This window comes from Lysinibacillus sp. CD3-6, assembly GCF_006351725.2.
Classification (GTDB): Bacteria; Bacillota; Bacilli; order Bacillales_A; family Planococcaceae; genus Lysinibacillus.
Genome location: NZ_CP085880.1, coordinates 2,276,831 through 2,299,016, shown reverse-complemented (window position 1 = coordinate 2,299,016; position 22,186 = coordinate 2,276,831). Strand labels below are relative to the sequence as shown.

At 34.5% G+C, this 22,186-nt stretch carries 23 protein-coding genes; 5 read left to right on the top strand and 18 right to left on the bottom strand.

Translation table 11 applies throughout. From position 1 onward, the window contains the following. Positions 1-590 precede the first annotated feature (590 nt). A complete protein-coding gene (locus FH508_RS11155) occupies positions 591-1,553 on the top strand; it encodes an MBL fold metallo-hydrolase (protein WP_172771395.1) in 963 nt (320 codons plus the stop codon). 65 nt (positions 1,554-1,618) lie between these two features. Here the strand turns inward: FH508_RS11155 and FH508_RS11150 are convergent, their stop codons facing one another. Further along, a complete protein-coding gene (locus tag FH508_RS11150) occupies positions 1,619-3,445 on the bottom strand; it encodes a DNA ligase D (protein WP_172771394.1) in 1,827 nt (608 codons plus the stop codon). A 99-nt stretch (positions 3,446-3,544) separates the two neighbouring features. Here FH508_RS11150 and FH508_RS11145 point away from each other — a divergent pair, with 99 nt between their 5' ends. Both FH508_RS11145 and FH508_RS11140 read left to right on the top strand, forming a co-directional pair. Continuing rightward, positions 3,545-4,363 (top strand): non-homologous end joining protein Ku, encoded by an 819-nt coding sequence (locus FH508_RS11145; RefSeq protein WP_172771393.1) that lies wholly within the window; start codon positions 3,545-3,547, stop codon positions 4,361-4,363. 144 nt (positions 4,364-4,507) lie between these two features. Further along, positions 4,508-5,545: a serine hydrolase domain-containing protein gene (locus tag FH508_RS11140; protein ID WP_228134489.1), complete on the top strand. Its 1,038-nt coding sequence runs from the start codon at positions 4,508-4,510 to the stop codon at positions 5,543-5,545. Positions 5,546-5,586: 41 nt separating this feature from the next. On the opposite strand, the gene FH508_RS11135 is transcribed toward FH508_RS11140, so the two are convergent. After that, positions 5,587-6,936 carry an MATE family efflux transporter gene (locus tag FH508_RS11135; protein ID WP_172771392.1) on the bottom strand — a complete coding sequence of 450 codons (1,350 nt, stop codon included), beginning with the start codon at positions 6,934-6,936 and terminating at the stop codon, positions 5,587-5,589. Positions 6,937-7,009: 73 nt separating this feature from the next. Next, positions 7,010-7,432: a MarR family winged helix-turn-helix transcriptional regulator gene (locus FH508_RS11130; RefSeq protein ID WP_172771391.1), complete on the bottom strand. Its 423-nt coding sequence runs from the start codon at positions 7,430-7,432 to the stop codon at positions 7,010-7,012. Between the two features lie 323 nt (positions 7,433-7,755). Here FH508_RS11130 and csaA point away from each other — a divergent pair, with 323 nt between their 5' ends. After that, complete coding sequence (gene csaA / locus FH508_RS11125; protein WP_172771390.1) at positions 7,756-8,085, top strand: chaperone CsaA; 330 nt, start codon at positions 7,756-7,758, stop codon at positions 8,083-8,085. A 352-nt stretch (positions 8,086-8,437) separates the two neighbouring features. Next, complete coding sequence (locus tag FH508_RS11120) at positions 8,438-9,397, top strand: TRM11 family SAM-dependent methyltransferase (RefSeq protein ID WP_228134488.1); 960 nt, start codon at positions 8,438-8,440, stop codon at positions 9,395-9,397. A gap of 87 nt (positions 9,398-9,484) precedes the next feature. Here the strand turns inward: FH508_RS11120 and FH508_RS11115 are convergent, their stop codons facing one another. The 15 genes from FH508_RS11115 to FH508_RS11045 all read right to left on the bottom strand — a co-directional run bounded on the left by FH508_RS11115 (position 9,485) and on the right by FH508_RS11045 (position 22,176). Then, a complete protein-coding gene (locus FH508_RS11115; RefSeq protein ID WP_172771389.1) occupies positions 9,485-10,336 on the bottom strand; it encodes a leucine-rich repeat domain-containing protein in 852 nt (283 codons plus the stop codon). Positions 10,337-10,368: 32 nt separating this feature from the next. Then, positions 10,369-10,785, bottom strand: a complete 417-nt coding sequence (locus FH508_RS11110) for an NUDIX hydrolase (RefSeq protein WP_217270076.1) — start codon at positions 10,783-10,785, stop codon at positions 10,369-10,371. 15 nt (positions 10,786-10,800) lie between these two features. After that, positions 10,801-11,244, bottom strand: coding sequence for an NUDIX hydrolase (locus FH508_RS11105; RefSeq protein ID WP_217270075.1), 444 nt, complete (start codon positions 11,242-11,244; stop codon positions 10,801-10,803). A gap of 52 nt (positions 11,245-11,296) precedes the next feature. Continuing rightward, positions 11,297-12,028 carry a class I SAM-dependent DNA methyltransferase gene (locus FH508_RS11100; protein WP_172771388.1) on the bottom strand — a complete coding sequence of 244 codons (732 nt, stop codon included), beginning with the start codon at positions 12,026-12,028 and terminating at the stop codon, positions 11,297-11,299. Positions 12,029-12,155: 127 nt separating this feature from the next. Then, positions 12,156-12,356 carry a hypothetical protein gene (locus FH508_RS11095; protein WP_172771387.1) on the bottom strand — a complete coding sequence of 67 codons (201 nt, stop codon included), beginning with the start codon at positions 12,354-12,356 and terminating at the stop codon, positions 12,156-12,158. A gap of 55 nt (positions 12,357-12,411) precedes the next feature. Next, positions 12,412-13,101, bottom strand: a complete 690-nt coding sequence (locus FH508_RS11090) for a hypothetical protein (RefSeq protein ID WP_172771386.1) — start codon at positions 13,099-13,101, stop codon at positions 12,412-12,414. Positions 13,102-13,177: 76 nt separating this feature from the next. Next, a complete protein-coding gene (locus FH508_RS11085; RefSeq protein WP_172771385.1) occupies positions 13,178-13,504 on the bottom strand; it encodes a hypothetical protein in 327 nt (108 codons plus the stop codon). A 322-nt stretch (positions 13,505-13,826) separates the two neighbouring features. Beyond that, entirely contained in the window at positions 13,827-14,579 is a 753-nt protein-coding gene (locus tag FH508_RS11080; protein ID WP_172771384.1) for an SDR family NAD(P)-dependent oxidoreductase, read from the bottom strand. Between the two features lie 302 nt (positions 14,580-14,881). Continuing rightward, positions 14,882-15,055 carry a hypothetical protein gene (locus FH508_RS11075; protein ID WP_172771383.1) on the bottom strand — a complete coding sequence of 58 codons (174 nt, stop codon included), beginning with the start codon at positions 15,053-15,055 and terminating at the stop codon, positions 14,882-14,884. 318 nt (positions 15,056-15,373) lie between these two features. Further along, positions 15,374-15,949 carry a hypothetical protein gene (locus FH508_RS11070; protein ID WP_172771382.1) on the bottom strand — a complete coding sequence of 192 codons (576 nt, stop codon included), beginning with the start codon at positions 15,947-15,949 and terminating at the stop codon, positions 15,374-15,376. 451 nt (positions 15,950-16,400) lie between these two features. Further along, positions 16,401-17,606, bottom strand: coding sequence for an EAL-associated domain-containing protein (locus FH508_RS11065; RefSeq protein ID WP_172771381.1), 1,206 nt, complete (start codon positions 17,604-17,606; stop codon positions 16,401-16,403). Positions 17,607-17,762: 156 nt separating this feature from the next. After that, complete coding sequence (locus FH508_RS11060; RefSeq protein WP_172771380.1) at positions 17,763-18,659, bottom strand: DegV family protein; 897 nt, start codon at positions 18,657-18,659, stop codon at positions 17,763-17,765. 209 nt (positions 18,660-18,868) lie between these two features. After that, the gene (locus tag FH508_RS11055) at positions 18,869-19,975 is read right to left on the bottom strand and encodes a TFIIB-type zinc ribbon-containing protein (RefSeq protein WP_172771379.1); all 1,107 of its coding nucleotides are present in this window, start codon (positions 19,973-19,975) and stop codon (positions 18,869-18,871) included. 14 nt (positions 19,976-19,989) lie between these two features. Next, the gene (locus FH508_RS11050) at positions 19,990-21,309 is read right to left on the bottom strand and encodes an SPFH domain-containing protein (RefSeq protein WP_172771378.1); all 1,320 of its coding nucleotides are present in this window, start codon (positions 21,307-21,309) and stop codon (positions 19,990-19,992) included. Positions 21,310-21,459: 150 nt separating this feature from the next. Beyond that, positions 21,460-22,176 carry a nucleotidyltransferase domain-containing protein gene (locus FH508_RS11045; protein WP_172771377.1) on the bottom strand — a complete coding sequence of 239 codons (717 nt, stop codon included), beginning with the start codon at positions 22,174-22,176 and terminating at the stop codon, positions 21,460-21,462. Between the last annotated feature and the right edge of the window lie 10 nt (positions 22,177-22,186).

The window sequence follows — 22,186 nt, the reverse complement described above, 5'->3', positions numbered from 1 at the left end:
TCTATAGTTTTGAACAATAGTAAAATTAGTTGTTTACTATAAAAATACAAGTAATAAATTGTTATTGAACCAAATAATAGAAAAACAAATGAAGCAAGCGCGTAGTTAACCGTTCATTAGTAACGAGCGATTTCAACCTAATATGGAACTTCTACTTTTGAACGGTTGTAGTCATCGTTATTTCTGCAATTTCCATACACTCCCTACTGAGAGTAAAATCTTATCTGTCAAAGCAGCATCTCCTTCAGTCAACTCACTTACATTCTAGTTTGCTGTAAAATTTTTTCTAACTGCTAAATAGTACTTAATACATTAATGATAAAACTGTTAGTCGCCATATAAGTTTCTTTTATACAACAACATTCTCTATACTGTAATACTATTCCCCTTTACCTTTACTCGAACGTGAACGTTATAAACTTTACTGTTCAATAGCCTAGATTCTTCTTTATTTCTCCTTTATCTTTCAAAAATGAATAGACATTCAATTTGCAATTCCATTATTATATAGTATAAATACTCTTTTTGTAGATAAAAAAGGTGTTTTAGAGAAATAATAGATTTTTTCAAATAAGGAGGAGATTTATTTAATGGAGCGAATACAAAAAATAGCACCAAACTTCTTTTGCATTGATACACATGATTTAAATAGGAAGGAACGTACAAGCGCATATTTACTTATTGATGAAAAAATCGCATTAGTCGAGACATCTGCCAGTCCTTCAGTTCCCTATATAATAGAAGGTTTAAATGAATTGCAAATTACACTAGAAGATATTGATTATGTTATCGTTACACATATTCACTTAGATCATGCAGGTGGTGCAGGACTTTTTCTTCAAAGTTGCCCTAATGCAAAGTTGGTCGTACACCCGCGTGGTGTTACACATATGGTTGATCCAAGTCGTCTAATTGCTAGTGCAAAGGCTGTATATGGTAATGAATTCGAGCGTCTTTTTGACCCCATCGTCCCTATTGCTCCAGAACGAATTATTGAAGCAGGACATGGAGATATATTGTCATTAGGTAATCATCAGCTTACGTTTTATCATACGGAGGGACATGCAAAGCACCACGTATCGATGCATTATTCTGCTACAAATGGATTGTTTGTAGGCGATACTACTGGTGTCAGATATCCAGAGATGGCGGATGAAGCAATTGATTTAATCATCCCGTCAACCTCTCCAAATCAGTATGACCCTGAAACAATGGAAAAATCTATTCAGTTATACGAGGAGCTCAATGTACAAGAATTGTATTTCGGTCATTATGGAGCATATCAAAACCCAACTGAAGCTTATCGCCAAGTTCGCTATTGGACTCCATTGTTTTTAGCTGAAGGTGAAAAGGCACTAGCAGCATCTGATATAGTCGAAGAACAAGTAAAGTTGCTAGATAGTGGATTACAAACATTATTGCATCATTTTCTACAAGAAAATGGTATATCAAAAAACCATCCAGTCTATCAAACAATTCCTTTTGATACAATCGTGTCCGCAATGGGCATTCTTGATTACTTAGCAAAAAAAGAAAAGCATCTCTTAAAATAAGCAATTATAATCTGCAATGTTTCTCCAGACTAATTGGAGAAATTTTGTAGATTTTTTTACGACTGTCATTGATTAGTTAAATGCTGGAGCACAGCATGAAAATCCTGTTCCTCCCCTATTGCTTCAAAATTTCTAAAAGGATTACCAACCCGTTTAATTCGCTCAATGACAGTAGGTATTGTAAAAAGTTCTGGTCGAAGCTGTTCATTTACTTCATCCCAATATAACGGTGTCGCTACTAAGCCCATTGGATTACCGCGAGTGGAAAATGGTGAAATAATCGTCTTTCCTTCCGCATGTTGTACATAGTCTAAATACAATCGGTCATTTCTATTTTTCTTTAACCGCTCAATTGTATATAATCCCGTTTTTTGCTCGCATAAAAAACGACATACAAACTCTGTAAATTGCCGAACTTGCTCATATGAAAAAGTATTATACGGTAAAGGTATATAAACTTGTAGGCCTTTGCCCCCTGAAGTTTTAACAAATGACTGTAACTTAAAATAATCAAATATTTCTTTTAGGTGGCGTGCAGCACTTATTGCAAGTGAAAATGCATCTACATTAGGTGGGTCTAAATCGAAAACAATTTCTGTCGGCTTATCAGTATCAATTGTTTGAAAGGGAATGTGAATTTCTAACGCAAGCTGATTTCCTAGCCACAATAATGTCTCAAGATTGTTGCATAAAATCCCATGATGTTCACTAACTTTCTCTGTTGCAACAAACTCTGGGAGATTGTCAGGACTGCTTTTTTGATAAAAGCTCTCTCCTGACACGCCATGAGGAAAGCGGATTAATGTAACTGGTCGTTGACGCAACAAAGGCAATATTAACGGTGATATGAATTGTAAATAGTGCAAATAGCTATCTTTTGTAATACCGATTTCTGGCCATACAGGCTTGTTTGGATGTGTTACTTGTACACTTTCAGGTATCGGCATAAGTTGTCGATGCATTTGTTGCCAATTACATTCCTGTGGATCCATCTCTAATCGAAAAGCATGAAATCGTGGCTCTCTTAACTTTTTGCCATCAAAATCTATACAGGCAATATCAACACAGATAGATGGCTCTAATTCCCATGTTTCATTTTGTTTAATACCATTTGCTTTAAAAAATGCTATTAGTGTGTTTAATTCGTCATTTTTCATGCCATGTCTAAAAACAACCACTTCTGTTAATTCACCCTGTCGATAAACACAACCTTGAAAATAACCATTTCCTTTATCATATTTCGTGACAATGACCGTAACCATTCTCCAATTTTTTATCTTCATCCATTGATTCGTGCGTACATCTTCCTGCCACTTACTTGTTTTTTTCTTTGCAATAAGACCTTCGCCATTATAGGTAGTTATCAAATGCCATATCGCTGAGGTGTCCTCAAAAACATCGATTGCTTGCAGGGGTCGATTATCTTCATAATTAATAGTAGTCGACAACTTCAATTTCGTAAAAAGTGTCGTTAGTTGCTGTTTACGTGTTTTTAAATATCGATTCGCTTGACTTTCACCTTTAAATTGCAGTAAATCAAATACAACATAATGACATGGAAATGATTTTGCATGTGCAGCAATCACTTCTTTATTTTGCATTCTCCCTCTTTGTTGGACAATTGAGAATTCACTTTTATAGTTGTTCATTAAAAATACTAGCTCACCATCAAATGTTAAGGGTAAATATGCTTTTATTTTTTTGTAAAGATCTTTGCAATACGCAATAATCTCTGGGAACAACTGATTAAGTACATTCCCATTTCTACTGATTAAAATAGGTTCTTCTTCGGTCCACTGTATAATACAACGAAAACCATCGTACTTTGCTTCATAAAACCATTCTTCTCCTTTTGGCGGTTCGATTGCTTCTGTTAATAACATTGGTTTCATAATGCACACCTACTTTCTTTTCGTTCTGATTGACGATTTGTATTTAGCATACATAAAAATCATCAAAATATAACATAGTAAGAAAAACGAGGTGACAACATGCATACAGTTTGGAAAGGCAGTATATCGTTTGGACTTGTCAACATTCCTGTAAAATTACATGCAGCAACAGAAAATAAAGACATCAAATTACGACAGCTTCATAAAGAATGCCATACACCTATTAGCTATAAAAAAGTATGTGAGGGCTGCAACCAAGAGGTTACAGATGAAAATATAGTGAAAGCATATGAATATGCAAAAAATAAATTTGTCGTTCTTGATGAGGAAGAAATAGAAAACTTACGTAAAGAAAATGAAGATAAGGCAGTTGAAATTATTGATTTTGTTAAATTAGGCGAAATTGATCCTATTTATTTTGAACGTACTTATTTTTTATCACCTGATACAACGGGCGGTAAGGCATATGCTCTATTGCGACAAACATTAGAGGAATCAGGTAAAATCGGTGTAGCTAAAATTATCATTCGTTCAAAGGAACAGCTTGCAATTGTTCGGGTCTATCAAAATGCGCTCGTGATGGAAACAATCCATTTTCCTGATGAAGTACGCAGTGTACAAGACGTTCCCAATATTCCGAGCGAGCCAACTATTGTTCAAAAGGAATTGGACGCTGCACTCATGCTAGTCGACCAATTAACAACTGTCTTTAATCCAGAAAAATATACAGATGAATATCGTAATGCTTTAATGGAACTTATAGAGGAAAAGAAAGCGACAAGTTCAGTTTCTGCTAGCGATAAACGTCCTTTACCCGATAATGTCACCGATTTAATGTCAGCACTCCAAGCTTCTTTAGATAAAACAAAAAAACCAGCAACAAGAAAAAGAGCAACCAAAGCGAAGAAAAACGCGTAATGGCGTTTTGAAAAGGCATCGAGAATTACTCTCGATGCCTTTCTTATACATTTATCTATACGTAAATAATGTTATAAAATTACAATTAACAAAACATATGTTTGCCATTCGTGATATACTATCATGGAAGAAAGGAGTGCAGAAATGTCCAACATACATATTGAAGAACGAATGAAACATTACCATGTCCAAGGGTTAAGTTATTTGCTAATTGAAAATGGCCAAATCAGTAAATTGGCACATCACGGCACACTAGAAGCAGGAACCAATCATCAAGTAAATGCCCGTTCCGTATTTAATGCATGCTCAATAAGTAAATTTTTAACTAGCATGTTAGTAATGAAATTAGTAGAACAACGTTATTTGAATTTAGATGAGGATGTTAATAAGAAACTAACTTCGTGGAAAGTACCTGAGAGTGCATTCACAAAGCATAAAAAAGTGACATTACGTAACTTACTTTGCCACCAATCAGGGATTATTGACCCTATTGATAGTTTCCCACCTTTACATGCTCCTCGAGAAAGCTTTTCAATGGTTGACTTGTTAAATGGGAAAACGCCTTATTGTCCAAGTGCAATTGAGGTGTCAAATGAGCCTTGGCATGAATTTCATTACTCTGATGCTGGTTTTTGTATTATTCAGCTGTTAATTGAAGACGTTATGCAACAATCATTCGATGCTATTATAGATGAACTTATTTTTAAAGCGTTAAACATGGAAAATAGCTCTTTTCTATCGTCTATTAGAAAATCATCCGAAAACACATTCGCCTGTGGTCATCATCAAAATGGCGAATTAGTGGCAGGCAACTATCCAATATATCCTTATCCTGCTGCTTGTGGCTTATGGACCTCCCCCACTGACTTAGCGAAATTACTGCTAGAAATTATAAATGCTATAAAGGGGTCTAGTAAAGTTGGTATCTCTGCAAAGCTGGCCCAACAGTTTCTTCAACCACAAGGCGGCAAGGCATGGACTGGTTTAGGTATATTTCTTGATGACACAGAACATGAAGTTGAAATTTCCTCACTTGGTTGGGGAGTTGGATTTCAATGCATGCTCGTTGCCTATCCCTATTTAGAAAAGGGATTTATTGTTATGACGAATACCGATTTAGGTGTTCATCAAATGAAAGGAATTATTGGTGAACTATATCAATCGTTCATGACTTCTACATGAAAGAGCATGTTAGCCAATTCTTGCTCTTTCATTTTCTATCATTAGTCAAATTGCAGTTCTTCTATATTAACCGTTAATTTATTGCGCAAAACATATAAAACGCTTATGCCAATTAAGAAAGTAAGGAAATCCCCTATAAAAATGGACCAAATAATTCCATGGAATCCTGCGATACTACTCATAATAAATAAAATTGGTATCATGATGAGACCCTGTGTAAGGGACATAATCATCGCTGCTTTTCCTTGCCCAGTCGCTTGGAAAATTCCAATGATAAGGAAGGTAAAACCAGTGACGAATAATGAAAGGAAAATTACTTTAATAACATAACTTCCTAATTCAATTAACTGTGGATCTGTCGTAAAAATACCAACTAAGTGATTACCTGTTAAAAATACAAGAATCGCAAACATTGCTGCTAGTATCGCTACTGTCATACTCGTAAATTTTATCGTTGATTTCATACGTTTTCTATTTGATGTAAAATTGTAGGCAATCAGTGGGACAACACCTTCACAAAGTCCCATAATAATGAGTTCTGGAAATTGCAAAATACGTTGTGAAATACCGTAAGAAGCAACTGCCGCATCTCCATAACTAGCAGCAAAATTGTTGAACACCAATGCTGTTAATCCCATTAAAGCACTCATTAGCGCAATTGGAATACCAATTTTCAACACTTCAAATACGACTGATTTTTCAATTTTAAAATATTTCATTGATAAAGTTAAATACTCACTTTTACGGATTATATGCCAGCTATAATAAATAACAGCTCCGATATTACCAATAAGTGTCGCTAATGCAACACCTGGAACACCCCAATGGCAAGCGAAAATAAAAATGGGATCTAAAATTAAATTAATACCTACACTTATAAACATTCCGACCATGGATACAATTGCTGAACCTTCAGCACGTACAATTTGCTCCAATGAAAAGTTTAATATAATAAATGGCGAACCTATTAGCATCACTAAAATATATTGCTTTGTATAGTCAAAAGCCGCTGCACTGGCACCTAGCCCTGTTGTAATGCTATTAGTAGCTAAAATTCCTACTAGCATGGCGATAATTCCTAAAGCAATAGAGGCATAAAATGAAAAAGAAGATACTTCTTTTATTTGTTCTCGCTTTTTTTCTCCGAGCAATCGTGAAATAAATGTACCGCCCCCTACGCCAATTAAATTCCCAAGGGCCATTAACACTGCAAGGATAGGAATTGTCAGTGTGATGGCAGTCATCATAACCGAGTCGTGTAGTAAGCCGATAAAATAGGCATTTAATATTGTATAAATGACACTAACAGACATACCGAGCATCATTGGTAATGAGAAATGCGCCACAGCCTTAGCTATAGGTGCTTTCTCAAAATAATATGTGTTCTCCATATAAAATTCTCCTTTTTAATAAAACGTTAGATATCTAACTAAATAAGTAGAAGAACTGAATCAATCAGCCTTCTTAATCTAAGTTTTTAATTATGCGGTTTAACAAAACTATAAGCTGTTCTTTTTCTTCTTTAGAGAAGCCTTTTGTCATTTCGTCATCTAATTCTTCAAAAAACAATTGAAAATCCTTAACAATCGCGATGCCCTTTGGAAGCGGTCGAATTATTTTACGACGCTCATCTGTTAAATCTGTTTTACGTTCAACTAAACCTTTTTTCTCCAGGTTCGTTACGATGCTTGAAATAGAAGAGCCTCTACGTTGGAAGACGTTCTCCATATGTTTTTGCGTTATGCCCTCTTCCATATGGGAGACTAAGTAATCTAGAGCATGCCCCTGTTCAATCGTAATGTCATAAGATTCGAGCTTTTTGTCACCGCGCTGCTTCATTTGATGACCAATCATACGAATTTGAAATTGATAATTGACTTCTTTCATCGTCTCACCTTCCACAATTAGAATTTCTTTTTAGTTAGATTTCTAACTAATAATAAAATATCGATCTTTAGAAGTCAATCATTTTAGTTAGAAGTCTAACTATTTTTCCGAGGATCATTTTCCGAAATTTATCAGCGATTTCACATAGTTTATCAGCGATTTCTAACGTTCTTCCTGCGATTCACACGAAGTTATCGGCGTTTTTGTAGGTTTTATCGGCGTTTTTAAGTACAATCAAAACAACTTCACGCAAATATCTTCCTTTGGATATTAAACCATTTTATGATAACATTTACAAAAACACATATAAGAGGAGTACAATTATGGCGACCATTGAAGACTTTATTGCTCTTGATATTCGAATTGGTACAGTTCTTCAAGCAGAAGAACTACCGAAAGCACGTGTTCCAGCGATAAAAATGAACATTGATTTTGGTGAAATAGGAATTAAGCAATCCTCCGCACAAATTACAAAACGATATACACCAAATGAAATCGTTGGTAAACAAGTAGTAGCAATTGTCAATTTTCCACCCCGTAGAGTAGCAGGCTTTAAATCAGAGGTTCTAGTTATCGGCGGTGTGCCTGTAGAGGGAGATGTTATTTTATTAACACCTGATCAAGCAGTACCAAATGGCACTAAAATTAGTTAAGTAACTTATCTAGTTTTACTCTAACGATTACAAAGGATTTATTTTAATCTATCTCACAGGCAAATGGCTATTTCTTTATAGCTTCATCTGCATATTAATAGTAATGTAAAGCTTAGATAGCCTTACAAAAACTCTCCTGTTTTGGGGTCACTTTCTATATGGAAGTGACTCTTTTTTCTATTTTTGTCTCACGTTTTGCAACTATTATTATGGTGGAAAAAATCGGTCAAAATTTAGACAGCATAACCTACTTTCTTCCTAAGAATTCAATTATTACTGAAACTATGTTAGACTTAAAATTTAGTGCACATTAAGGATTTAGAGCAATAGTAATTAGAAAAGGATGAATTAATTGCGTAACATACAAAGTGAGAGTAAATATATATACACATATGTACATCACGTAGACGAGTACGATCTATGTAGAATGGAGATGCGTTCATTTTTTAGTATTGATTCCCAATCAAATTTTCTTATAAGCAATATTGAGGTCAACCCTAGCCGTAGTCCTTTTATACAAGATCGACTTGAAGTGCTGTATGAAGATAACAGCATAGATAACATCAAAAAATTAGTGACCAATCTAATAGTAAATGCAAAAACCTATAAAGTGGTTTGTTTAAATAATTTTGATATAGGTGAAACAAAAAAAATCCCTCAATCAGAGCGTCGATTGATGGAACGTGAAATAGGATTATGTATAGAGGGAGAACCAGACCTTGATTTCCCTGAGGTTGTCTTTGGTCTTTTATTTATAGATGAAAGATGGTACTTTGGCATACATAGCAAAAGTGAATCCATTTGGCGTAAGCATTTACACAAGCCACATAGCTATTCAACTGCGCTGAGCACAAGAGTCGCTCGAGCTGTTGCGAACATTGCAGTTCCTCAGCCTCAAAACATTCGTGCGATTGATCCATGTTGTGGTATAGGGACGGTAATAATCGAGGCCCTTTCTATGGGAATTGATATAGAAGGAAGAGATATGAATCCCCTTGTATGTAATGGTTCACGCGAAAACATAGCCTATTTTGGATTACAGGGAACAATAACATTAGGTCCCATCTCAGAAGTAACGGAACACTATGATGTAGCGATAATTGATTTACCATATAACTTATTTACGCATTCAACACGCGAAGATCAATTTGATATTATAAAACATGCTCGTCGAATTGCTGATAAAGTAGTTATCGTTACTATTGAAACAATTGATGACTTAGTAGCAGATGCTGGATTGGTTATAGTAGACAGAAGCATTGCGAAAAAGCAGTCATTTTTACGTCAGATTTTATTATGTGAACAAAACTAAAATCGTACTATTGCACAAGGCTGATTGCATAATGATTTCCAAAATCGCTTGCATCAGCCAATTGGCAATCTTGTACATGCCCTCTAACTATAAATAAACGATACAGCCTTTTTCTTGTAAATCTCCTAACCAAGATGGAACTTGTAAATCGTGATTCCATCTAAGATCCAGACGTTCTAGTCCTTCGATATCCAATAATGATTTTGGTAGCTCTGTTAGAAGATTGCTTCTTAAATCAATTTCCAATAAATTTTGTAAGCGTCCAATCTCTTCAGGCAATGTTGTCAATTGATTATGTCTTAAATTTAATCGTCTTAAGCTTAAACACTTATATATCGATTGAGGAATCGCCTTTAATTGATTTTCTTCCACGTCTAAAACCCGTAATAATGATAACTGTCCTACATTTGCTGGAAGTATTGTAAGTTGATTATTTTTTACATGCAATTCTTTTAAATTGCTTAAACACCCAATAGTTGTCGGCAACTCTGTCAATTGATTATTCATAACACGAAGTTCTATTAGTTTGTTTAATTGTCCTAGTTCATTTGGTAACTGTAATAATTGATTATCACTAAGATTTAAATATTTTACTTTGACTAGCTTGGCAATTTCAGGTGGAATGGATTGTAATTTATTATTATGAAGATATAAATAATCCTCGATGTTGTGCAGATTTTCAATTTCAGGTGGGATTACATCAATATCATTATGCCCTGCGTCCAGCATAGTAAGTTCTGTTAAATTCCCTATATCAGCAGGCATATGACGGATTTTATTAACGGATATATTTAATGTTTTTATATTTTTCATGTTGTAAATTTCAACAGGGATTGTCGTGAATGCATTATCGAATAAGCTTAAATGTGTGATTGCTGCTATCGGTACTTCTATTTTGGGTAAAGCCTCTAAATTCATATGGTGAAAATTTAATTTCATTTGTCTTACTCCTCGTGTTAGTTTAGTATAAATTAATTAAAGTTTAAATGTAAATAATCTCCGTGAACACGACTTAGTTCAATATCATCTTTTGATGAAATCCAAAAATAATTGAATATTAATACTGCCTCATCTCCACCACCTGCTGGATTGTAATCCCATTCATCTAGCGTATCGCTTACATTTATTTTGTAAAAAAATCTATTATGTAAAACACCATCATCATTTTCCCATAAATCCTTCGCAAGTAGCTTTTCTACATTGAAATCTTTCAATCCCGTTTCTTCTTTCATTTCCCTTATAACAGCATCATAGGTGGTTTCATTAGTGTTTACAGTACCTTTAGGAATCTGAATCCCTGCTTCAGTCACCGAATGATGGAAAACTAATACTTGGGTTGTATCTTCTTTAACGCGGTTTACATAGCCATAAACTTTTTTAATCGGCAAAATAAACCTCCCCTTTTATTTACATCTTATTGCTTCATTTATAGCCCAGCTTTGATGTTCATGAAATAAAATCTCTTTTGCCTGATTTGGTTCCATCCATTTAAGGAAGTGATCTTCCTCTATAGGACTAGCAATTTGTCTACCTGTATTACATAAGTAAAAAAAACCATCATTTAGATAATATTTTAATTCAATTGTAGAATAAAAATATCTTTGTGCGCGTCCTATAAAAGGACCTACTGTAACATCCATTCCCATTTCCTCAAGCGCTTCTCTTTTCAAACATTGCGCATGTGTCTCATTATTTTCTAAGCCCTCACCTGGAAGAAAAAACTTACCTTTACTTGTTTGAATAATTGCTATTTTATCTTTCTGACTATTGAACATTACACAATAGACTGCAGGTCGTAATATGTATTCTATTTCTTCATCTTTTTCACCGAACGTTTTAATATCCATAATTCACCTCACTTTCTATTAGAACGAGAGCTGACTGGAAAAGCAGAAAATTTTATTTATCACATGAAAAGATTAAAAAGAGTGGAATCCTCATTCTTCGTTGATATTCACTTTCACTGCTAAATTTCTCGACTTTTGGTTTTCCTTCTCGAATATCATTAATTTTGAATCCAGCTAGCTTTAAAAGTTGAAAATATTCTTCAACTGTCCGATGATACTTAACAACTTTTTTATCAACCCAAGGTTCTACTCTTTTGCCACTATAAAAATAATCATCTACAATCCAATCTGTCTTAGTAGTTGAAGCTGCTGCACTTTTTATTGATGAAGTTAATACTGGATGCTGAACACTAAAAATAAATTTTCCGTTCGAAGCTAAGGATTTATGAATTTCCATAAAGATACTCTTTAAATCTGCTATATAATGTAGAGCTAATCGTGAAACAACTAAATTATAATGTTCTTTTGGAAAATCCCATGCTTCCATTGAAGAAAGATACACATTCCCCTTTGTTTCATTAAGATTTTTAGTAGCTTCTTTTACCATATTTTCAGAGCCTTCAACACCGTCATATTGGATACATCCTTTTTGTAAAAGTTCAACACCAAACTGAGCGTCACCGCATCCTAAATCTAACACCGTTTTCCCTTTTACATCACTCATAAGTTCTAACATTATCGGGTTTTCGATCATATTGTTCGGGCTTTCTACACGATTTCTTCTTGTTAAGTATTCGTTGAAAAATGTTGCATCGTCGTAAGCTGCTACACCAATGTATTCCATGCGATTCACTCCTTGTAGATTTTCACTAATCATCATACCTTACAATAGGTAAATATTGTTTAATAAATCAAAAATAAAAAGAGCACAAATTAGTCCTCGCTAATATGTGCCCCACTATTTTATTTCGCTAATGATTTTGCTTCTCTTTATCCTTTCTAATTTTCATCATTATTAAGGTCATAATAAAACCAACAAAAATGACAATCCAATTATCAATAGCAGAAAAAGAAAATATTTTTGAAATGATAAAAAATACAACAAAATATGTGGTAATTATAAATGAACCATGCTCTGTAATAAATGAACCGAAATCTTTTCTTTTTTTCATAAGAAAAAACTCCCACATCCTTTATTTACAAACCAACATTTTAAATCATTTGTCACTAAACTTCTATGTTAATATTCATGTAATTTTGGGTAAAATAATCCCTATTTCCATAATCATTTTTATAAATCTTATATATTACTTCTTTAGTATCAATTATTTTATCTTTATATATTAATTGGAATATCCATTTTCCCTCAATTAAAAGTGGTGTGATTTTTAACGCTGCATAATAAATTCGTCTACCATTAACTTTATTTTTCTTTAGGCACTCAAAATCCAAAAAATGCAATTCTCCTTTTGGGTTTATTATTTGAAAAAGAATTATAGAATCCTCAGTAATATTTTTCAAGTTTACCTTATAACAAATGGCTATGTCTAAATTTGAAAAAACACTGGTTTTGTCAATAATATCAAAAGTATTTATTTGAAAATCTTTACCTGTGTTAGATGATTCTATTTCTATATACTTTACTTTGTTATCTAATTTAATTTCAGCTTTAGAAAACAGCATATTATTAACTTTGTAGATAGAATTACAATTAGGATCACAAATGCAAAAACTTTTATTTATAATAAATGCATACAAATCAAGATTCTTTTCTATTTTTTGATGCATAGACAAAGGTATCATCCATTGTAACCCATTTTCACTAATAAGCTCCAATTTTTGTTTATTATTCTTTTGGTCTAGATATACTAATAATACAGAATCTAATTTTATTAGACTATTATATTTAATATCCATTTCCTTAGTCCCTTGTAATTTAAATTATCTATGAAAGTAACAAGTTGAATTACATTCAACTTGTTACTTATTCTTACTATTTAGATCCTCGAATTACATCGTTATAAATATTAGTAGCTGATCTAAGACCAAATTCTAAAAGCATACCAGTCCCAGCACCTTTTACAGCACTTTTAAGTCCGCCGCTAAATAACCCTTTTATGGCACCTCCGGCAGTTCCATAAGGTGTTTCAATATTTCCATAGACAGTTTGTTGAGCTGCCTTATTAATCGCTTTTCCATAATCAACAAATACGTTTCCTATTTTTTTCGCCGCACTATTAAATGTTTGCCCGACCTTTGAGTTATTTAATGCCTCTCCTATAGCTTTACCCGTATTATATGCGTCTGTACGAATTGCCATTGAAATCACACTCCATTTTAAAATTTATAATTTCCAACAGATTTTAAATTAAATGAGTTGAATGTACCTAGTGATTTTAAAATAAAATGCAAAGCATATATTACATAACTTCTTGAATCAAAAAAATTTTCCACGTGGTATTAATTATGTTAATACTCCATAAAAAAACTTGTCAATACTTTTTTCTCATTTTTTTAATGGCAAGTATCTAAATTTTATAAAATTTTTGAAGATAGGTATATAGCAGAAAGTTACTCACTATCTTAAAAAATAGGGGAGTTCCGTTATAAAAAGTTATTCATCTCATCATTCAAATAAAAAACTATCTCCCCCCACTAACATTAATGATTTCACCTAATATATAATTCGAAGCATCGGATGCAAGAAAAGCTATTGTTTCTGCAATTTCAACTGGTTGTGCTACTCTTTTAATAGGTATAGTTGCAGACATGCGAGAAAGTCGATCCTCATTTGGCGCAAACTTTTCATGGAAAGGCGTTTCAACCATCCCTGGGGCTATGCCATTGACAATGATTCCGTATTCGATTAGTTCTTTGGCCATGCCAATCGTCATTGTATTTAATGCCCCCTTGGAAGCAGCGTAATGAATGCTTTCACCAGCACCTCCAATGCGAGCAGCAGTTGAAGATATATTGATTATCTTGCCTTCTTTTCTTGGAATCATATGTGTTAATACGGCTTGTGAACATAAAAGAACACTATTGATGTTTAGTCTGTATGTTTCTTCCCACAATTCTTCACTTGCATCCATAAACGTACTTTGTCGGATACCACCAGCCGCATTATTAATTAGAATATCAATTTTCCCAAAGGATGCCAGAGCCTGTTCCACCATTGCATTCACTTGCTCTTTAATTGTGACATCAGCTTGAATAATGATCGCATCTCCACCATTTTCTTGAATGTACTGTACTGTTTCTAAAGCACCTTTTTTATTCGAAAGATAGTTAACAATGATTTTTGCACCTTTTGATGCAAGTAACTCCGCCGTAGCCCTTCCAATTCCAGAGCTTGCCCCTGTTATTAAAACTACTTTTCCGTGTAAGTTTTGCATAGTTTCCCCCTAATATTTGTTATGAATATAACTTAGCATTTTAAATTTCATTTGTAAGGAATTTTATCTAATAAAACTTATATGTAACAAAAATTAAATTACAATTTTCAAAAAAATAGAATTGATTACTAGTGATACTAAAAGACGGAAAAAATTAATCTTTTCACCTACGATACCACCTATTCCACATTATCGTAGTACGCACGTTAGCAATTCTTTCTGACTTTTAGCGTTATTTAACAGGACGGAAAAAAGCACCCAAATTGGGTGCCCTTTGTAAGTATTTAGTTTTCATTAAACATTTAAACAGGGATTGGACATGCCTTTCCAGGAACACATGTTGGAGGCTTAGAAGGATACCCTCCGCTGCTACCTCCTCCTTGATCGTTTGTCGCACTTGCACTCGCACCAAATGATAAAGTTGCTACTAGAAGCGTTGCAGCAGCCACAGACCATATTGTCTTTTTCTTTTTCATTATTACATTCACTCCTTCATCAATTTTTTGTACTACAATTACTATATTAGACATTATTTGTAAAAATCCTTCTAGTTTTTTAAATTTTTTTAATTTAAGGGACAAATCTTTTACACCACTCTAGATATTTAAAATTCTCACTAATTTAATACAATTTATTGCATAAAACACTCAACCTCTGAGAGGCATCGAGAATCAATCATCTGTACCGTTGCCCAACTCGTTTACTCTCACGACGCATAATAAAAAACCCTCCACAGGTGCTTGTGGAGGGTAAATATTATTAATTTAATTCTAAAACAAAAAGATTAATAAAAATTAATTTGTTACATTAAGTTTCATCACTTTAGTTACGCCATTTATTGTGAATTTAATATCAAATGTTCCTTCTGTTACTAGAGTCTTAGTACCAAACTTCATCATGAACCAAAATGGTTGATCTGGATATGTCATAATATTTACGTTTGGAATTGTGATTGTTTGACCATTATTTGAAATCATTCCTGCTGTTAAATTAATTCCTGAGCCATTATTTGAAAATGCATATTTGTCATTAATATCAGCAGTAAATGCTCCGTCTAAATCAATAGTAACCGTTGCATTAATAATCGGTTTTTCAGTACGTACTGTTGGCCATAAACTATTTAAAGCTCCATTATTTATATTCGTCCCTAGTGGGAATGAATATGAGGTACTTCCTATATTATCCTCTAAAGAAAAGGATAATCCCAATACTTGTGGTGTTGCTAGACTTAATACTGGATTTCCTGATGGTACCCCAGATTGTGCTACTGGTGTTACTTCAAAGAAGATATATTTATCTACATCTGCTCCCGTTAAAGTATACATATTAGCATTCGCACCACTAATTGCTACCTTATTTGTCCCAGTCACATCATCCGCAGTGTACCATTGATAAGTTGAAGTGCCTTCTAAATCATTTTCTTTGTCAGTATAATCATAGGTTCCTATTAAAACTTGTCCTTCTTTTGCTGTTCCACTAATATTTACATTTGATACTTTTGGTGCTTCATTACTTACACTATTCTCGCCTTATGCACTTTGGCGCTTTATAACGAGCCTTCACCGTACGTGCGACTTGCATCGCATACGGCGATCCGTCAACAATAATTTCAACTTATTTCCCCGTCAACATCTTAAATATATTTAGAATATAAATCAATAGTATTCTGACAAGGTAAAGAATTCTTAACCTTACTCTAGAAGTCCAGTTTACTTACAAATAAATTTAAATGAATTATAGTTTTTAGGTTCAATTGAAATACTAAAGGGGTACAAATTAAATTTGTACCCCTCATACCTTGCTATATAAGCATGTATCACTCTATCGAAATATATTATGTTCATAGAGATAATCATAAGAAAGATCGACGAATAAGTATTCGTGTTCATTGATGGCAATGGAAAACGTTCGCGTAATTTCCCCTGTTTCAATATCTCGATACAGTTCTGAAATTTCCCCATTTTGATCATTACGCATTTTAATAATCGTTTGTAGGAAATACGGCCGCCAGCTCCAATTTTTATTAATTGCATTTGGCTGTAGTTCCCATTTCCCTTCGAAACGCATAACGTTTGGTGTTAATTGGAAACCATCCTCATTGCAAATATATAATCGGAATGAATAATGATCTAAAAGCTCTGCTAAATGCTCTAATTGTGAGATATTATCGCTAGAAGGTTTAATACGATGAACAATTGCCTCTAGCTCCTCTCTTAATTTCTTTAACTCAAAATATTGTGCCTCAAGCATTTTCTTTTCCGAAGTAATAAATTGCTGACATTCTTCTTTAAAACGTTCCTTTAATATATCTTTCTCTACAAATGTCCTTGCAGCATTAGCTAAATAAGAACCTTGATAGAAGCGTCCTCCATTTTTCCAAGCGAATTGCAATTGATACACTGTGCCAATTCCTTCAAACAATAGGTTTGCACCTATCTTATATGCCAAACTTCCAATTGCAGAAATCATATCGGATTGAGCAGACCATGAATCATAATTTAAATCGCGTATATTTACCTTTAAAATTTGTGGTGATAATAATGCGATATGCTCTAAATGACTTTCAGCTCCTACTTCCTGTACAGCAATTTTCACACCAAAAGTTGTGAAATAACGTAGTGCATGGTGTAATTTATTGATATCACCTAAAAACCGATGCTCGGAAACCACCAGTACGATGCGGTGTAGGTCTTCTTCATCTATATATTGTTGAATAATATTAAAGTGACTTTCACCGAAATCTTGCATTAACAAATTCGGGTTACTCGGAATATAAATATCAATGTCGGCTGCTATTGTATCTATTTGGGTTAGCGCTGCGTGTAAAATTTTATGTTCCATATCAATACGATATTCTTCTGGAATATCTTCATTATTAACAAAGTCCTTTAAGTTGATTTGCTGTCCTTCTATTTGTAACTGACCGGAAATTTCGTAGGCAATCACCGTATGCGCATCAGCGCTAAATATAGGTTGAAAATACCCATGTATTTGATCTAAATTAGTTAACACTTCAATTGCGTCCATTGTCGAAACCTCCATACTTGAATAATTTATTATTATTCAAAAATAACATTACATCTACAGTTCATTTTATGAAAAAGCTCTCTGACTGTATAATAGTGTGTTTATAGGAATTTCGCAACTTCACCTGCATATTTTTTTGGCTAAATGCCAATCACTTTATATGGTCACTAATTCTTTTTCTCGCTGTTTTGGTACGACAAGTTCTGGCAGACGCACCCAGCTTAATCCTAGTGTACCCTCTCCTGCATGCACACCAACACAAGCGCTTAATGGCAGAACTTGAAAAGTAATAAGAGGATAAGCTTTCTCTAAAGCTGATTTCCAACTAATTGCGCCTTCTTCATTATTGCAGTGGATAACTGCTACTTCTGGGATAATACTTAATTCTAAATCCTTACTTAGAAGGGTTTCCACATATGCTTTTGCCTTTGTTGCTGCACGTACTTTTTCTTTCATAACAACTTTTCCATTTTCAAAGGAAATCACGACTTTTATATTTAAAAGATGGCTCAAAAACGCCTGTGTTCCTGAAACGCGACCACTTTTATGCAATTGTGATAAGCTTGCCGGGATAAAAGATAGCTCACTATGATCAGCTAGTTCATTAATCTTTTCAACGATTTGATCTGGTTCGAAACCATCACGTTCTAATTGCTGACCTAGTTCAATCATTTTCATCATTGGAAATGAGCCGATTTTTGAATCGACTGGATAGACGTCAAATTGTGCTTGTTGTGCTGCTGTGAAAGCGCTTAAATAAGTGCCCGACAAATGTTGCGAAGTATGAATAGCAATAGCACAGGCATAGCCCTGCTGCTTTAACGATTTATATAACGCTACCACTTCACCAATGGCAGGTTGTGATGTCTTTGGATGTGTTTTAGTCGTTCGAAGTTTGTCATAAAATTCATCATGTGTCATATCAACAGTTTCTCGTAATACCCCTTCATCAAAAACAATATTAAGTGGTAAAACGTGAATTTGATTGTCCTGTATGAATTTTTCATCTAACAATGCTGCTGTATCTGTAACCCATGCTATTTTCTTATTCATTAAATGCTGTGCTCCTCGTCTATTGTAAAATATTATTATCCTTATAGCTTATGCAACTATACATAGACAGAACCGTGATGAATAGTGACATTTATCATAATCAGAAAATTTATTTACATCGTTCGACATCATTCCGACAATATTCGCAATAAAAAAACAGCATTCCAAAAGCATGAAGAGTGAGCACACTTTTAGAATACTGCTATTTGTTAAGATTCATTCATAAAGAAATATAAAATTACAGCTAATACCATCAATGATAAAAGTACTGCAATCGTAACCCGTAGTGGTGAAATCGGTGCATTTCCTCCGACACGACCTGTTTGACCATTCACCATGAATCTAAAGATTTTATCTTTATATCGGAAAGAAGAAAGCCAAATTGGCAACATTAAATATTTATATGTAATGTCATCATGTGTTGTAGAGAAGCGCACATTGGAAACAACATCTGCAAACTTTTCTAGACGAATTTTTGAAGTGATTTGTGCCTGTAAGTGATTATGAATTTCTCTCTTTGCTTGACTCCAACCATCCTGTAATCCAATGCTATATCGTTCTGATAGAAAACCTGCCACATATTCTGGCTTATAGGATTTATTATTTAGTAAGTTAAAGGGTTCAATTTTACGCATCATTTGACGATCATAACGAGTCGTTGCACTAATTAAATGATCATCAATAAACTCCTGGTAAAAACCACTTGTAGAATACCAATCTGTTACAGTCTTTTGATTGCCATCTTTGTCAGTAACCGTACGATGTTTGCCATAGCTTGCTGAGTAACGAGAGCTTGTTTTAGTATCAAATGTCCAATAAGGTAGATACACACCTTTAAATGAATCTGGCTTTGCACTTATTTTAGCTGCTTTCGGCGTAAACCATCTTCCTTTAATCCATTTTTGAAAATTTTCGCCCGCTTGTTTGTCTGTTATTTCGAAAGCACAGACGCCATTAGGTGCAAGTGTGTTTTCAGCACTTGCTTCCATTACTTGATTGGAACCGCAATACGGACAGCTATCCGACACTTGTAATGCATCGTAAATTGTTTCTGCTGCACAAGCTTTACAAATAACGGTTTTTTTCTCTACGCCCCAGTTAAAGTTCCCTCGTTCCTCAGCTTTAGCAAAATCCATTTCCTGCGCCACTTTTTCTTGTTCCATTTCAGGTGTCGCAATCTCTGTTTCAAAGCCACAGTAAGGACAAGTTAACTTGCCCGTAGATGGGTTAAATTCAATTGATGCACTGCATGATGGACATTCAGCATCGAATTCTAGCTTTGCCTCTTTGACGTTTTCCGCTTCTTGCGTCGTCATCATCAGTCATCTCCTTACTTCATATCATTATCATCAAAAATATCGCCACATTCAGGGCAAAATTTTGGAGGAGTTGCAGGGTTTTCTGGTTCCCAACCACATTTATCACATGCATATTGCAATGCTCCTGTTGGTTTTTTTGCTCCACATTCACTACAGAATTTTCCTTTATTGCTCGTGCCACAAGCACATGTCCAGCCCACTTCTACGGGCTTTGATGTTCCACAATTTGAACAAAATTTACTTGTATTGTCTTGCCCACATGTACATGTCCAAGCATTTAATGGACTTGCTTGTACATTTGTAGTTGCTTGTGTCTGCTTATTTTGCTCACTCATTTGAAATAGCTGACTTGCATTGACGCCACCTGATTGTGTTGCCATGTTCATGCCCATGAACCCTGCCATCGCTCCACCATCGTTGTGTGCAGCTGCTATCATTGCTTCAGCCTGTGCTCCTGTTAAATGAGCCGCGGCCATACCTGGATCACGCATGACTGCATTACGCTGTAGTTGTTTAATCATCGCTTCATCTTCTTCAGATGCTTTTAATGAACTAATTCCAAAAGATACGACTGCTAAACCGCGTGTTGCTAGCCATTTTTCTGATAGCACTTTGTTAAGGGCATCGGCTAGAGCCACTGTATGTGCAGGTATTTCACTATAACGTACGCCACTTGCAGAAATATGAGCAAATGCTGGTTGTAGGGCGGTCATAAGCTCTGTCTTCAATTGACTATCAATTGAATCACGAGTATATTCGCTCTCCACATTACCACAGACATTTGTATAAAATAATAATGGGTCTACTATTTTATAGGAATACTCGCCATGACAACGAATGGCAATATCAATATCTAGACCGATATTGCGATCAATGACACGGAAAGGAATCGGTGCAGGTGTTCCGTACTTATTACCAACGATTTCTTTCTTATTAAAATAATACACACGCTGATCTTTTCCTGGCTCGCCACCAAATGTGAAACGCTTTCCAATTTGCTTGAATGTCTCTGTGATATTTGATGAAAGGTCATCGCCATACATAATAGTTGGCTCAGTAGATGTGTCATAAACATACTCGCCAGATTCGGAAGAAAACTCCACCACTTTGCCCTGCTCAACAATCATCATACATTGACCTTCATTGATTGCAATGATAGAACCATTACTTATAATATTGCTTTGTCCTTTATTTGAGCCACGTTTAGATGTGCGTTTTACACCTTTAGTAACAAGAACATCTGCTGATAAAGACTCACAGTAGAAATATTCTCGCCATTGATCTTCTAATACACCTGTTAAGGCACCAATACCTGCTTTTAATAAACCCATTTCATTTCCCACCTTTAATTAAATACTTCAAACTATTTTATCATTAAAATTATTGAACTCACTATTGTATTACGCAGGAAAGGACAATTTGTTTCAAAATTTTTGCTTTAGCATGGAAAGACCTCTATAACAGGCTGCTAGTAAAACTAATTATTTCCCTACTGAAAAACCGTCAAAATATTTTCCTCCGAATGGCTCAAGTACATTGTTCACTAATTGGATAATGTGTTGTTTATTGCCTGTTTTATAAAATATATCGAATGCCTGAATAAAATGAAGTGTGAATGCCTCATCATGTTGTAATAATGCACGTACTACCCATTTTGAATGACCAATCCATTGACGGTTTGTTCTTAATACAAATTCGCTTACTAATTCAGCAAGAGCATTCGCAATAAATAATTCTTCTGCTTTATTGGAACAACCTATAAAATCATCTAGTGCATCGGTGATAAAATATTGCTTTATTTTAACTGTTTGTTCAGTCCATTCTTCTGGGCCTTTATCTAAAAGTAGTTTCGCTTCATTTTTAATGCCATCGAGAATACCGTTATCTTTTAAAACGATACCTTCTGAAACCATTCTTGGCATGGATGGTCTTGCTTTTTTATAATCTTCGTGAAAATACTGCTTATAAGATGTTAAATTATGTACAAACACTTCTATAGCCCAACCGAACGCTACTATAGATTCTCGATAAGAGGCCATTCGAGTATGATCAAAGACAACAATATCTAAGTCAGATGTTTCTGTTGCTTCGCCTCGAACGACACTTCCAGCTAATAACGCCCCATCGCAATGTGGGAAATATTGTGCAATAAACTGCTGCGCTGCCTCGATTGCATTGCCCTTTTTTAAATCATTCACTTTTACCACC

What these genes read in the sequence shown, in the direction of transcription:
- FH508_RS11155 (WP_172771395.1), top strand. Translation starts at nt 591, where the DNA reads ATGGAGCGAATACAAAAAATAGCACCAAACTTCTTTTGCATTGATACA.
- FH508_RS11150 (WP_172771394.1), bottom strand. Translation starts at nt 3,445, where the DNA reads ATGAAACCAATGTTATTAACAGAAGCAATCGAACCGCCAAAAGGAGAA.
- FH508_RS11145 (WP_172771393.1), top strand. Translation starts at nt 3,545, where the DNA reads ATGCATACAGTTTGGAAAGGCAGTATATCGTTTGGACTTGTCAACATT.
- FH508_RS11140 (WP_228134489.1), top strand. Translation starts at nt 4,508, where the DNA reads ATGTCCAACATACATATTGAAGAACGAATGAAACATTACCATGTCCAA.
- FH508_RS11135 (WP_172771392.1), bottom strand. Translation starts at nt 6,936, where the DNA reads ATGGAGAACACATATTATTTTGAGAAAGCACCTATAGCTAAGGCTGTG.
- FH508_RS11130 (WP_172771391.1), bottom strand. Translation starts at nt 7,432, where the DNA reads ATGAAAGAAGTCAATTATCAATTTCAAATTCGTATGATTGGTCATCAA.
- csaA (WP_172771390.1), top strand. Translation starts at nt 7,756, where the DNA reads ATGGCGACCATTGAAGACTTTATTGCTCTTGATATTCGAATTGGTACA.
- FH508_RS11115 (WP_172771389.1), bottom strand. Translation starts at nt 10,336, where the DNA reads ATGAAATTAAATTTTCACCATATGAATTTAGAGGCTTTACCCAAAATA.
- FH508_RS11105 (WP_217270075.1), bottom strand. Translation starts at nt 11,244, where the DNA reads ATGGATATTAAAACGTTCGGTGAAAAAGATGAAGAAATAGAATACATA.
- FH508_RS11100 (WP_172771388.1), bottom strand. Translation starts at nt 12,028, where the DNA reads ATGGAATACATTGGTGTAGCAGCTTACGACGATGCAACATTTTTCAAC.
- FH508_RS11095 (WP_172771387.1), bottom strand. Translation starts at nt 12,356, where the DNA reads ATGAAAAAAAGAAAAGATTTCGGTTCATTTATTACAGAGCATGGTTCA.
- FH508_RS11090 (WP_172771386.1), bottom strand. Translation starts at nt 13,101, where the DNA reads ATGGATATTAAATATAATAGTCTAATAAAATTAGATTCTGTATTATTA.
- FH508_RS11085 (WP_172771385.1), bottom strand. Translation starts at nt 13,504, where the DNA reads ATGGCAATTCGTACAGACGCATATAATACGGGTAAAGCTATAGGAGAG.
- FH508_RS11080 (WP_172771384.1), bottom strand. Translation starts at nt 14,579, where the DNA reads ATGCAAAACTTACACGGAAAAGTAGTTTTAATAACAGGGGCAAGCTCT.
- FH508_RS11075 (WP_172771383.1), bottom strand. Translation starts at nt 15,055, where the DNA reads ATGAAAAAGAAAAAGACAATATGGTCTGTGGCTGCTGCAACGCTTCTA.
- FH508_RS11065 (WP_172771381.1), bottom strand. Translation starts at nt 17,606, where the DNA reads ATGGACGCAATTGAAGTGTTAACTAATTTAGATCAAATACATGGGTAT.
- FH508_RS11060 (WP_172771380.1), bottom strand. Translation starts at nt 18,659, where the DNA reads ATGAATAAGAAAATAGCATGGGTTACAGATACAGCAGCATTGTTAGAT.
- FH508_RS11055 (WP_172771379.1), bottom strand. Translation starts at nt 19,975, where the DNA reads ATGACGACGCAAGAAGCGGAAAACGTCAAAGAGGCAAAGCTAGAATTC.
- FH508_RS11050 (WP_172771378.1), bottom strand. Translation starts at nt 21,309, where the DNA reads ATGGGTTTATTAAAAGCAGGTATTGGTGCCTTAACAGGTGTATTAGAA.